Source organism: Saccharothrix sp. DSM 118769 (assembly GCF_052936295.1).
In genome coordinates, this window is the sequence record NZ_CP193627.1 from 508,764 (window position 1) to 521,164 (window position 12,401).

10 protein-coding genes are annotated in these 12,401 nt (G+C 73.4%); 8 read left to right on the forward strand and 2 right to left on the reverse strand.

All coding sequences use genetic code 11. The features are described from left to right. Positions 1-8: 8 nt before the first annotated feature. On the forward strand, positions 9-872 hold the full coding sequence (locus ACRAKJ_RS02480) for a DUF3027 domain-containing protein (RefSeq protein WP_438925320.1): 864 nt from the start codon (positions 9-11) through the stop codon (positions 870-872). After that, the gene (locus ACRAKJ_RS02485) at positions 869-3,706 is read left to right on the forward strand and encodes a sacsin N-terminal ATP-binding-like domain-containing protein (protein WP_438925319.1); all 2,838 of its coding nucleotides are present in this window, start codon (positions 869-871) and stop codon (positions 3,704-3,706) included. Before ACRAKJ_RS02480 ends, ACRAKJ_RS02485 begins: the two co-directional genes overlap by 4 nt. Positions 3,707-3,898: 192 nt before the next feature. On the opposite strand, the gene ACRAKJ_RS02490 is transcribed toward ACRAKJ_RS02485, so the two are convergent. Next, positions 3,899-4,186 (reverse strand): DUF2530 domain-containing protein, encoded by a 288-nt coding sequence (locus ACRAKJ_RS02490; RefSeq protein ID WP_438925318.1) that lies wholly within the window; start codon positions 4,184-4,186, stop codon positions 3,899-3,901. A 74-nt stretch (positions 4,187-4,260) separates the two neighbouring features. On the opposite strand from ACRAKJ_RS02490, the gene ACRAKJ_RS02495 reads away from it, so the two are divergent. The 5 genes from ACRAKJ_RS02495 to ACRAKJ_RS02515 all read left to right on the forward strand — a co-directional run bounded on the left by ACRAKJ_RS02495 (position 4,261) and on the right by ACRAKJ_RS02515 (position 9,243). Beyond that, positions 4,261-5,787 (forward strand): solute carrier family 23 protein, encoded by a 1,527-nt coding sequence (locus tag ACRAKJ_RS02495; RefSeq protein WP_438925317.1) that lies wholly within the window; start codon positions 4,261-4,263, stop codon positions 5,785-5,787. A 15-nt stretch (positions 5,788-5,802) separates the two neighbouring features. Continuing rightward, on the forward strand, positions 5,803-6,267 hold the full coding sequence (locus tag ACRAKJ_RS02500) for a MarR family transcriptional regulator (RefSeq protein ID WP_438925316.1): 465 nt from the start codon (positions 5,803-5,805) through the stop codon (positions 6,265-6,267). Positions 6,268-6,271: 4 nt separating this feature from the next. Then, a complete protein-coding gene (locus ACRAKJ_RS02505; protein WP_438925315.1) occupies positions 6,272-7,600 on the forward strand; it encodes an MFS transporter in 1,329 nt (442 codons plus the stop codon). A 237-nt stretch (positions 7,601-7,837) separates the two neighbouring features. Continuing rightward, on the forward strand, positions 7,838-8,602 hold the full coding sequence (locus ACRAKJ_RS02510; protein WP_438925314.1) for an ABC transporter permease: 765 nt from the start codon (positions 7,838-7,840) through the stop codon (positions 8,600-8,602). A gap of 230 nt (positions 8,603-8,832) precedes the next feature. Further along, positions 8,833-9,243 carry a hypothetical protein gene (locus ACRAKJ_RS02515; RefSeq protein WP_438925313.1) on the forward strand — a complete coding sequence of 137 codons (411 nt, stop codon included), beginning with the start codon at positions 8,833-8,835 and terminating at the stop codon, positions 9,241-9,243. A gap of 619 nt (positions 9,244-9,862) precedes the next feature. On the opposite strand, the gene ACRAKJ_RS02520 is transcribed toward ACRAKJ_RS02515, so the two are convergent. Continuing rightward, positions 9,863-11,368: a glutamate-cysteine ligase family protein gene (locus tag ACRAKJ_RS02520; protein ID WP_438925869.1), complete on the reverse strand. Its 1,506-nt coding sequence runs from the start codon at positions 11,366-11,368 to the stop codon at positions 9,863-9,865. Positions 11,369-11,574: 206 nt separating this feature from the next. Here ACRAKJ_RS02520 and ACRAKJ_RS02525 point away from each other — a divergent pair, with 206 nt between their 5' ends. Continuing rightward, positions 11,575-12,351, forward strand: a complete 777-nt coding sequence (locus ACRAKJ_RS02525) for a TrmH family RNA methyltransferase (RefSeq protein ID WP_438925870.1) — start codon at positions 11,575-11,577, stop codon at positions 12,349-12,351. Positions 12,352-12,401: the final 50 nt, after the last annotated feature.

Consider the following 12,401-nt stretch of genomic DNA (forward strand, 5'->3'; position numbering starts at 1 on the left):
ATTCACCTGTGACCGCAACGCCGACCCAGCAGCCCAATCCAGCGCTCGCCGACCCCACTGCCGTCCAGCTCGCCCGAGCCGCAGCACAGGAGGAGGCGGGCGCGGAACGCGTCGGCGACCACGTGGGCGTGATCGCCGAGGACGAGGCGTCGGTCACCCACCTGTTCGAGGCCGAGCACGCCGGCTACCACGGCTGGAACTGGGCCGTCACGCTCGCGTTCGCCGGTGCCGGCACGCCGCTCTCCGTCAGCGAGGTGGTGCTGCTGCCCGGCGACGAGGCGCTCGTCGCCCCCGACTGGGTGCCCTGGCACGAGCGGGTCCGCGCCGGTGACCTGGGCGTCGGCGACCTGCTGCCCGCGCCCGAGGACGACCCGCGCCTGGCGCCCGGCTACGTCGCCTCCGACGACCCGGCCGTCGAGGAGGTCGCCCTGGAGGTGGGCCTCGGCCGGGTGCGCGTGCTGTCCCGCGAGGGCGTGCTGGACGCCGCCCAGCGGTGGCACGGCGGTGACTTCGGGCCGCGCAGCGAGATGGCGCGCAGCGCGCCCGCGCACTGCGGGACCTGCGGTTTCTACCAGCGCGTCGCCGGGTCGCTGGGCGCCGCGTTCGGGGTCTGCGCGAACGAGCTGACGCCGGCCGACGGGCACGTCGTGCACGTCGAGTACGGGTGCGGCGCGCACTCCGAGGTCGAGGTCGAGGGCGGCCCGGCGATCCCGGTGGCCGACGTCGTGTACGACGACGCCGTGCTGGACGTGGAGGCCAACGAGGTGCCCGAGCCCCCTGCCGACACCTCCGCCGCGACCCCCGCCGAGTCCCTTGCCGGCACGTCCGCCGGTACGTCCGCCCGTACGTCCGCCGACGAGAGCGGGCGGTGAGCCCGGAGCCGCACGACCCGTTCGGCACCGCGGCGCTGCGCGAGTCGGTGCTGGCCGCGTGGCGCGGGTCGCCCACCCGGTTCCGCGAGGACGCCAACGCCGAGGAGGACCTCCGCCTCGGCGGCTACCGCGACCGGCTGCTGGTGGAGCTGGCGCAGAACGCCTCCGACGCGGCCGGCGCCGAACCCGGCGTGCTGCGGCTGACCGTCGTCGACGGCGAGCTGCGCGCGGCGAACACCGGCGCGCCGCTGGACGCGGCCGGGGTGGCGGCGCTGGCGTCGCTGCGCGCGTCGTCGAAGTCGGCGGGCACGGTCGGCCGGTTCGGCGTCGGCTTCGCGGCCGTGCTGGCGGTGACCGACGCGCCGCGCGTGGTGTCCCGCTCCGGCGGGGTGGCGTTCTCCGCGGACCGCACCCGCGAGGCGGTGCCGGAGCTGGCGTCGGCGCGCGGCGGCGACGTGCCCGTGCTGCGGCTGGTGTGGCCGACCGACGAGGACGACCTGCCCGAGGGCTTCGACACCGAGGTCCGGCTGCCGCTGCGCGGTGACGCGCCCGACCTGGTGGCCGAGTTCGCGCTCCAGGTGCCCGACCTGCTGCTGGCCCTGCCGGGGCTGCGGCGGGTCGAGGTCGGGTCCGACGCGTGGGAACGCGCGGAGACCGACGGCGTGGTGGAGCTGACCGGGCCCGGCGGCGTGCGGCGGTGGCTGGTGCACCGCGACGGCGGCGAGCTGCCCGAGCACCTGGTCGCGGGCGTGGAGGCCCGGCCGCGGTGGTCGGTGTGCTGGGCGTGGCCGATGGACGAGCCGCTGGCCGGCGACGTGCTGCACGCGCCCACCCCCACCGACGAGAAGCTGTCCCTGCCCGCCCGGCTGATCGCGACGCTGCCGGTGGAGCCGTCCCGGCGGCGGGTGCTGGCCGGCGACGCGGCGGCGTTCGTGCTGGACCGGGCCGCCGCCGCCTACCCGGCGCTGGTGGCGGCCCTGCCCGCGGTCGAGCGCACGTCCCTCGTGCCGCTGCCCGGGTTCCCGCTGTCCGAGGTGGACGACCGGCTGCGCACGGCGCTGCTGGCCGAGCTGCGGACCGCCGCGTGGCTGCCGCTGGCCGACGGCGAGTGGGGCGCGCCCGCGTCCTCGAAGGTCCTGGACGTCGCGTCGTTCGACCTGGTGGAGCTGCTGGAGGACGTCGTCCCCGGCCTGCTGGACCACGAGCTGACGCTGCCCCCGCACGCGAAGGCGCTGGCCGCGCTCGACGTGCCGCGCATGTCGGTCGCCGAGGTCGTGGCCGCCCTCGCGGGCGTCGGCGGCGACCCGTCGTGGTGGCGGCAGGTGTACGAGGCGCTGTCGCCGATCGCGGACGTCGACTCCACGGCGCGCGAGGAGATGGGCGCGCTGCCCGTGCCGCTGGTCGACGGCCGCCTGGTGAGCAGCCCGCGCGGCGTGCTCGTCGGCACCGACTCCGACCTGTTCTCGGTGCCCGGCCTGCGGATCGCGCACCCGGAGGCCGCGCACCCGCTGCTGCTCAGGCTGGGCGCGACCGAGGCGTCCGCCGCCGAGCTGCTCGACTCCGACGCGGTGCGCGAAGCCGTCCGGCAGAGCCTCGACGACCCCGGCATGGAGGGCGCCGAGCTGGTCTCCACCGTGCTGCGGCTCGTGTCGCGGGCCGGCGGCCGGCCGTGGCTGGGCGGGCTGGCGCTGCCGTCCGGCACGGGGGAGTGGCGGCGCGCCGACGAGCTCGTGCTGCCCGACTCGGCGCTGCTGGAGGTGCTGGAGGACGACGCGCCGTTCGGCGTGCTGGCGCCCGGGGTCGCGGCGGAGTGGCCGCGCGAGGTGCTGACCGGCGTCGGCGTGATCGACGGGTTCACCGTGGTCGACGACGACTCGCCCACCGAACCCGACCACGACCTCGCCGACGAGGGCTACTGGTGGGACGCGTTCGACGTGCCGCCGACGCGGGTGCTGGGCGTCCGCGACCTGGACCTGGTGGCGCGCGACAAGTGGCCGAGGGCGCTGGCGATGATGGCCGCCGACCCCGTCACGTGGCGCGCGGTGACCGAGCCCGACGGCTACACCGGCTGGTGGCTGGCCCGCTACGCGACGTTCGACGGCGTGCCGCTCGGCTCGTGGCGGCTGCCCGACGCGACGGGGCTGGAGGGCCTGTACGACGTGGTGCCGGACGTCGGCCTGCCCGCGCACGTGCTGGCGGCGACGGGCGTCCGCACGTCGCTGGGCGTGCTCGACGAGGACGACGTGACCGACCTGCTGTCCCGCCTGGGCGACCCGGCGCGCGCGCTGTCCGACGCCCTCGTGCTGCGGGTGCACGCGCTGCTCGCGTCGGTGGCCGACGACGTGCACGTCGAGCCGCCCGACCGCGTCCGCGCCCTGACCGGCGAGGCCGTGCCGGCGGACGACGTGCTGGTGCTCGACCTGCCGTGGCTGCTGGGCGTGCTGCCGCCGGAGCAGGTCCTGGCCTCCGCCGGGTCCGCGCCGGCCCTGGCCGAGCTCCTCGCCCTGCCGCTGGCCTCGGAGGAGGTCACCGGCGAGGTCGTGGGGGCCGGCGACGAGGTCGTGTGGGCCGAGCTGGGCGCGGTGCGCGTGGCGTGCGACCTGCTGGGCGTGGAGCTGCCGACCGCCGGCGTGGTCGTCCACGACACCCTGGTCGTCGCCGCCGAGGGCGCCGAGCACGAGGTCTCCTGGTGGGTGGCCGACGACGTCGTGCACGCCGCCGACACCCCGGAGGGCCTGGCCCGCGCCCTGGCGTGGACCACCTCCCGCTGGGAGGACCGCCACACCTTCGCCGCCCTGATCGCAGACCCGACCCCCACCGTCCTCCTCGGCTGACCCGCGAGTCATGCGCTCGCACCCCGCGAGTCATGCCTTCACGACCCGAGAGTCCAACGCTCAGGACCCGAGAGTCCAACGCTCAGGACCCGAGAGTCCAACGCTCAGGACCCGAGAGTCCAACGTCCAGGACCCCTGAGTTCTTCATTCGCGAGTGGAGAACTCAGGGGTCCTGAGCGTTGGACTCTCGGCTCAGTCGGTGAGGCCCTGGCCCTGCTGGGCGGTGCGCCTGCCCCGGCGCGCGGCGGAGCGCTGCCACGTGAAGACGCCGTAGCCGATCACCCCCAGCAGACCGCCCGACAGGCACGTCCACAGCAACGTCGTCTCCGAGCGCCAGAACAGCAGCACCACGAGGAAGCCGGCGAACCACAGCACGGTCCCGGTCACGATGGCGGGCACGGGGTCGGCCAGCCTCGCGGGCAGGGGCGGCGGTGCGGGGAGCTGTGCTGGGAGGAGGGGCGCTGCGTCCTGTTCGGCCACGTCAGGCAGGCTACCTGTCCGAAACACGGGTGGGGCACGCTCTGCCTCCACGCCACACCGACCAAGGAGAAGAGATGGCCACCGCCGACCCCGCCGCCTCCGACTCGCCAGAACCGACGGCGCCAGAACCGACGGCACCCGGACCCGCCGGCAGGACCAAGACGTCCGCGCTCGACGGGTTCTTCAAGATCTCCGCGCGCGGGTCCACGGTGGGCCGCGAGGTGCGCGGCGGCCTGGTCACGTTCGTCACGATGGCCTACATCGTGGTGCTGAACCCGCTGATCCTGGGCAGCTTCGCCGCCGACGACCCGTCCGCGAAGGTCGACGTCCTGGGCAACATCCTCACCGTGCCGCAGGTCGCGGCGGTGACGGCGCTCGTCGCGGGCGTCATGACGATCCTGTTCGGACTGATCGCGAACTACCCGTTCGCGCTCGCCACCGGCCTCGGGATCAACTCGTTCGTGGCGGTCACGATGGTGCCGCAGATGTCCTGGCCCGAGGCGATGGGCCTGGTCGTCGTCAACGGCCTGGTAGTGCTGCTGCTGGTCGTCACGGGCGTCCGCACGGCGGTGTTCAACGCGGTGCCCGCCGAGCTGAAGGCGGCCATCGCGGTCGGCATCGGCCTGTTCATCTGCTTCATCGGCCTGGTCGACGCGGGCTTCGTGCGCCGTGTCCCGGACGCCGCCGGCACCACCGTCCCGGTCGGACTGGGCATCAACGGCTCCATCGCGTCGTGGCCCACGTTCGTGTTCGTCGTCGGCCTGGTGGTGACCGGCATCCTGGTCGCCCGCAAGGTCAAGGGCGGCATCCTGATCGGCGTCCTGTCCGCGACCGTGCTGTCCATCGTGATCGAGGCGGTCGTCAAGGCCGGCCCGTCGGCGGGCGTGAACCCGGCCGGCTGGAACCTGGGCTACCCGGCGCTGCCCGACCAGGTCTTCGGCCTGCCGGACCTGTCGCTGCTCGGCGACGTGTCGTTCGGCGCGTGGACCCGGGTGCCCGCGCTGACCGCCGCGCTGCTGGTGTTCACGCTGGTCCTGACGGACTTCTTCGACACCGTCGGCACCATGACGGGCCTGGGCAAGGAGGCCGGCCTGATCGGCAAGGACGGCCAGCTGCCGGGCGTGTCCAAGGCGCTGTTCGTGGACGGCGTGGGCGCGGTGGCGGGCGGCGTGGCGTCCTCGTCGTCGAACACCGTCTACATCGAGTCGGCGTCCGGCATCGCGGAGGGGGCGCGGACGGGCCTGGCGAACGTCGTGACGGGCCTGCTGTTCCTCGCCGCGATGTTCCTGACCCCGCTGTACGCGGTGGTGCCGATCGAGGCCGCGGCCCCCGCGCTGGTGATCGTCGGCGCGCTGATGATCATCCAGGTCCGGGAGATCGACTTCGCCGACTTCTCGGTGGGCCTGCCCGCGTTCCTCACGATCGTGGTCATGCCGTTCACCTACTCGATCGCGAACGGCATCGGCGCGGGTTTCGTGAGCTACGTGCTGCTGAGGGCGCTCACCGGCCGGGCGCGGAGCGTGCACCCGCTGATGTGGGTGGTGGCGGCGGCGTTCGTCGTCTACTTCGCGATCGGGCCGATCCAGGCCGTCCTCGGCTGAGGACGAATTCACACGATGGGGGCAGAGATCGTGAGGTATGCTAACTACGTGGTGGAGACCGAGGTCGAGGCAGGACTGGCGAGCCGGCTGCGGCTGGCGGTCGTCAGGCTGAACCGCAGGCTCCGCGCGCAGCGGGTGAACTCCGCGATCTCGCTCACCCAGGTGTCCGCGCTGTCCACGCTGCACAAGTGCGGACCGCTGACACCCGGCGAGCTGGCCGCCAAGGAAGGCGTCCAGCCGCCGTCGATGACCAGGGTCATCGCCGCGCTGGAGGAGTACGGGTTCGCCACGCGCCGCCCCCACCCCACCGACGGCCGGCAGGCCATCGTGGAGCTGAGCGAGGCAGGGCTGAGCTACATCGACGAAGAGGTGTCCGCGCGGGAAGCCTGGCTCGACGTCCGGCTGGCCGAGCTGACACCCGAGGAACGGGACGTGCTCTCGCGCGCGTCCTCGATCATCGACAGGATGGCGGGGCAGTAACGACGTGCCGGCGTACGCGGGTGGTGCAGAGACCGATCGGCTCGACCGCAACACGGCCGCACCCCCGCCACGCCGGCGCAGCAGCACGTTCGGCTCCCTGCGCGTCCGCAACTACCGCCTCTACGCCTCCGGCCAGGTCGTCTCGCTCGTCGGCCTGTGGATGCAGCGCGTCGCCCAGGACTGGCTCGTACTGGAGCTGTCCGACGGCTCACCGGTAGCGCTCGGCATCGCCGCCGCCCTCCAGTTCGCGCCGACGCTTCTGCTGTCGCTGTGGGCCGGCGTCCTCGCCGACCGGCTCGACAAGCGCAGGCTGCTGCTCGTGCTGGAGACCGGGCTCGGCCTGTGCGCCCTGGCGCTGGGGCTGCTCGACGTGACCGGCGTGGTCGAGCTGTGGCACGTCTACCTGCTGTGCCTGCTGCTCGGCGCCGTGTCGGCGGTGGAGACACCGGTGCGGCAGAGCTTCGTCGTCGAGATGGTCGGCCGCGACCAGCTCACCAACGCCGTCGCGCTCAACTCCATGACGTTCAACCTGGCCCGCATGGTCGGCCCGGCGGTCGCCGGCGTGCTGATCATCGTGGTCGGCACCGGCTGGGTCTTCCTCGTCAACGCCGTCAGCTTCCTCGGCGTCCTGCTCGGCCTCGTCCTGATGAACCCGCGCGAACTGCACCGCGGCGACCCCGTGCCGCGTGAGAAGGGCCAGCTGCGCGAAGGGCTGCGGTACGTCCGCAAGCGCCCCGACCTGGTGATCCTGCTGTTCATGGTGTTCTTCATCAGCACGTTCGGGTTGAACTTCTACGTGACCCTGGCGGTGCTGGCGCGCAACACGTTCGGCGGTGACGCCAGCGCGTACGGCCTGCTGTCCACGATGCTGGCGGTCGGCACGCTGGCGGGCGCGACCCTGGCCGCGAAGCGCAGCGCCAACGGCAAGCCGGGGCTGCGGCTGCTCATCATCGGCGCGCTGGCGTTCGGCGTGCTGGAGATCGTCGTCGGCGTGCTGCCCACGATGTGGCTGACGGGCGCCGCCCTGATTCCGCTCGGCATCGCCATGATGACCTTCACGACCACCGCGAACGCCACCGTGCAGCTCGCCGTGTCACCCGCGATGCGCGGCCGGGTGATGGGCCTCTACATGCTCGTCTTCCTCGGCGGCAACCCGGTCGGTGGCCCCGTCATGGGCTGGCTGGCCGAACACTTCACCGCCCGCGCGCCCCTCGTGGTCGGCGGCGTCGTGTCGATCGTCGCGGCCGTCGTGGGCGGCCTCGTCCTGGCCCGCCGAAACGGCCGCACCCTCCCGACCCACCGCTTCCCCCTGCGCCGCCGCCCCCGCCCCTGACCGCCCCCGCCGCCGCCCCCGCCCCCGCCCGCCGCCGCCCCTGCGCCTGACCGCCGCCGTCCCTGAACGTCGCCGTCCCTGAACGTCGCCGTCCCTGACCGCTGGCGCCGCCGCCATCGGGCCGCCACTTCCGCCCCGAGGATCGTTCAACAATCGCACAATCCCCTCGCGGCCATCTCCTCGCGGCCATCTCCTCGCGATCATGCCCCCGTGCTGGGTGCCCGCGATCATCTCCCCGTGGTCATCGCAACGGACTGGGTCCGCCTGCTCATCGTGTGCCTGGTGTTCACCGCCGCCGCGGCCGTCGTCGTGCGCTGGGGCGGTCTGGCGTCGGCGAAGCCGGTGGTCCGGGCAGCGCTGCGGGCGACCGCGCAGCTCGCCGCCGTGTCCGCCGTCATCACGGTGGTGCTCGCGTCCCTGCCGCTGACGATCGGGTTCCTGGTCCTCATGGCCACCGTCGCGACCGGCACGTCCGCCGCGCGCACGGGGACCGGCCGGCGCGGCGCGTGGGTGGCGCTCGCCATCCTCGGCGGCACGCTCCCCGCCGTGGCCCTGCTGGTGCTCGGCGGGCTGGTGCCGGTCACCGGCATCGCGCTCGTCCCCGTGGGCGGCATCCTGATCGGCGGCGCGATGACCGCGACCACGCTGTCCGTCCGCCGGGCCCTCGACACCCTGCACGACCGGCGCGGTGAGTACGAGGCCGCGTTGGCGCTCGGCTTCACCGAACCGGACGCCGTGCGCGAACTGGTGCGCCGCCCCGCCGCCGAGACGCTGCTCCCCGCGCTCGACCAGACCCGCACCGTCGGCCTGGTCACCCTGCCCGGCGCGTTCGTCGGGATGCTCCTGGGCGGTGCGCCGGTGTGGCAGGCGGGAGCGCTGCAACTCGTCGTGCTGCTCGGCCTGCTCGCCGTCGAGGCGGTGGCGATCGTGGTGGTCGTGGAACTCGTCGCGCGCGGTTTCGTCCGACGGACTTCCCAAGAACAGGAGCTTAGGCTAACCTAAGTCCCGTCGCTTCGTGGTGGGAGCGGCAGTCAGTTCGGGAACAGACGAGGCCCCGCCTCCCGGTCGTACCGCCGGGCAGCGGGGCCTCGTCGTACCCCGGAGCCGCACACCGCCCGCCGCCACCGGAACGCGCGTCCCGTCCGCGTCCCACGACCACTGGGATCGCGAGATCGCCGAAGCCGCGGGGGTGGACCGCACCTCGGGCGTCCGGACCCTGGCAAGATAGGCGCATGGGCACCGAGGAGGAATGGCCGGTCGAGCAGACGTGGTCATTGCGCAACACGCACTGGCACGCGTACGTGGAGCACACGTCCCTCGACCACGCCTCCCCGCGCTCCGAGCGGTTGGAGCGCACGCCGGAAGAGGTGCTGACCACGCCGACCGAGGTGGCCGCGTGGTTGGAGGTCAACCTGCGCAGCGCCACCAAGCCCGAGGAAGCCGGCAAGAAGCGGACCAAGGACGACCGGGACTTCACCGACTCGAACCGCGTGCACACCTCGCTGGCGTCGGCGGGGGAGAGCATCTACACGGGCGTCAAGGGCATGCTCACCCTCGCGGTGGAAGCGGTGACCCCCGACGAGTGCCGCAACACCCACGACGGCGCGGACGTGGCCCCCCTGAAATCAGGCCGCCGCCGCTGAGCGGAGCGCCCCACCCGAGCGCACCCGACCAAGGCGCCTGAACAGGCCGCCCGACCGGGATGCCCGGCAGGGATCACCCGATCGGGGCTCGAAGATCGGGTATTAATGGTAATGGCGACGTTGTTGCCGGGAAAATGGAGGCGGCGGCGCACCGGACCTGTGCCCTGCCGCCAGAGGGTCGCAAGGTCCTCACCTTCGGGTGTGAGTCTCCTGCTCTCGGGGCGCAAGCGAAGTCGCTCGCGTACACCGCGCCCCGCTGGATCGCCCCGCACCAGCCCCGCACCAGCCCGCGCTCGGCATGCCCGCGCTGCCCGCGCACGCCGGCGCTGCCCGCGCTGCCTCCGCCGTCACGCCGTTCCGCACCGCGCGCTCGCAGCCCCCTGCACCCGCCTGCTCGCGGCCCTGCGCCGGCCCCGCTCGCAGAGCCCGCACCGGCCGGGGCTCGCACCTGCCGTGGCCCGGTACCTGCCGTGGCCCGGAGGACCGGGGCCCGCCGCGCCCCGACAGTGCGGCGGGCCCCGGAGTCGGGGTGGGGGTGGTCATCGGGTTGTCGTGGCCGCCGCCCGGGGCGTGGTCATGCCGCCCGGGGCCGTGGTCACGGGGTTACGTGGTCATGGGGTCACGGGGTCACCGGCCACGTGTGGACGGGTTCGCCCCCGTGCATGAGTTCCAGGTACCTGGCCAGCATCGTGGACAGGGCGGTGTCGCGGTCGGCGCCTCGGTCCTCCAGTCGGGCCACCGTCTCGCGCTGCCACTGCGAGCCGGTGCGCCTCGCCAGGCACCGGGCCTCGATGACGCCCAGGTAGCGTTCGCGCGCCTCGTCCGAGACGCCGCAGTCTCGCAGGCCCTCGTGCGCCAGGGGGAGCAGCCTGCGCAGCACCAGCTCGTCCGGCGGCACCCAGCCGATGCCGGGCCAGTAGAGCTGGGCGTTCATCCCGTGCCTCGACCCGGCGTACAGGTTCTCCTCCGCGGCGTGGAACGACATCTGGCTCCACAGTGGACGTTCCGACGTCGTCAGCGCCCGCTGCGCGCCGTAGAAGAACGCGGCGTTGGCCATCGTGTCCAGCACCGTCGGCCCGGCCGGCAGCACGCGGTTCTCCACCCGCAGGTGGGGCACGCCGTCCACCACGTCGTACACCGGCCTGTTCCAGCGCCACACCGTCCCGTTGTGCAGCCTCAGCTCGGTCAGCGACGGCGTCCCGCCCGACCCCAGCACGTCCAACGGGTCCTCGTCGCCCGTCTCCGGCAGCAGCGCCGGGAAGTACCGCACGTTCTCCTCGAACAGGTCGAAGATCGACGTGATCCACCGCTCCCCGAACCACACGCGCGGCCGGACGCCCTGGTTCTTCAGCTCCTGCGTCCTGGTGTCGGTGGCCTGCAGGAACAGCGGTATGCGGGTCTCGTGCCACAGCGCCCGCCCGAGCAGGAACGGCGAGTTCGCCGCGATCGCCACCTGCACCCCGGCCAACGCCTGCGCCGCGTTCCAGTGGGCCGCGAAGTCGTCGGGCGCGACCTGGAGGTGCAGCTGCACGGACGTGCAAGCCGCCTCCGGCATGATCGACTCGGAGTAGCTCGACAGCTTCTCGCCCGTCCGCCCGGGCAGCGGCGACAGCTCGCCCGAGATGGACAGCGCCACCTCCTCGCCGCGCTCGGCGAGGATGCGGTCGTTGAGCATCGAGTAGCGCGGCTGGGTGGACAGCCACCGCCGGTCGAAGTGCTCCTGCCGCAACGTCGGCAGCACCCCGATCATCACGATCGACGTCCCGGCGTCGTGCGCCTTGTCGTCGGCCGACGCCAGCGTCGACACCAGCTCCCGCTCCAGGTCGAGCGTCTCGTTCCCGGCCAGCTCGCGCGGCGGGACGTTCACCTCCAGGTTGTGCTGCCCCAGTTCCAGCGTGAACGAGGGGTCGTCGATCTTCTCGAGCACCTCGGAGTTGGCCATGGCCGGCCGGCAGGCGCCGTCGACCAGGTTCAGCTCGATCTCCAACCCCATCTGCTGACGCGGGAACGAGAAGCTGTCCTCGACCAACATGGTCCCCAGCGCGTCCATGCACCGCTGCATGCGCTCGCGGTAGCGCTGGCGATCTTCCCTGGTGAACGTCCGACTGGACACATCCGTACCCATGCCGCCTCCCAATCGGTCGGGGTGCTCCGGCGGGCTCAGCGGAGGCCAACCGTGACACAGCACCCACCTGCTCGCTAGCGCCCAAATCGGTGCTCTCTGTCACATAGCAGTAACAATAAGCGAGAACATGCAGGTTGTGGGCGCGTCTTGTCCGGCCCCTGATCTGCGAGGGGTGTTCACGTGTCGGGAGGTGGGACACTGCCCGGGTGATCGAGATCGACGACCCGGCGGACCCGAGGCTGGACGACTTCCGGGACCTGTCGACGGCCGACCGCCGCCCGGACCGCCCGGGTGGGCGGGGCCTGGTGATCGCCGAGGGCGTGGTCGTCGTCGAACGCCTCCTCGCCTCGCCCTACCCGGTCCGCGCGCTGCTCGGCGTGCGCCGCCGCGTCGAGGCCCTCGGCGACCTCCCGGCACCCGCGTACGTCACCTCCGCCGAGGTGATGGCCGAGGTGGTCGGCTTCCACCTCAACCGGGGCGTGCTCGCCGCCGCCGACCGCGCGCCGCGCCCGTCGCTGGACGACCTGGCCGCCACCTCGACCCGCCTCGCCGTCCTCGAAGGCGTCGGCGACCACGAGAACCTGGGTTCGCTGTTCCGCAACGCCGCCGCGCTCGGCGTGGACGGCGTCGTCCTCGGCCCGGGGTGCAGCGACCCGCTCTACCGGCGCAGCGTCCGCGTCTCGATGGGGCACGTGCTGCGCGTGCCGTTCACGCACGCCCCCGACCTCCGCGAGGGCCTGGACACCCTGAAGGCCAACGGGTTCACGGTCGCCGCCCTCACCCCGCGCGCCGGCTCGGTGGGCCTGGCCGACGCGGGCCTGCGGGGGCGCAAGGTCGCCGTGATGCTCGGTTCCGAGGGACCCGGCCTCACCGAGGAGGCCATCGCCGCGGCCGACGTCGCCGTCCGCATCCCCATGGCCGACGGCGTCGACTCGCTCAACGTCGCGACCGCGGGCGCCATCGCCTTCTACGCCATCGCCTGACGCTTCTGCGCCACCGCCCGAGGCGCTACGTTTCTCTCCGAGCAGAGGAG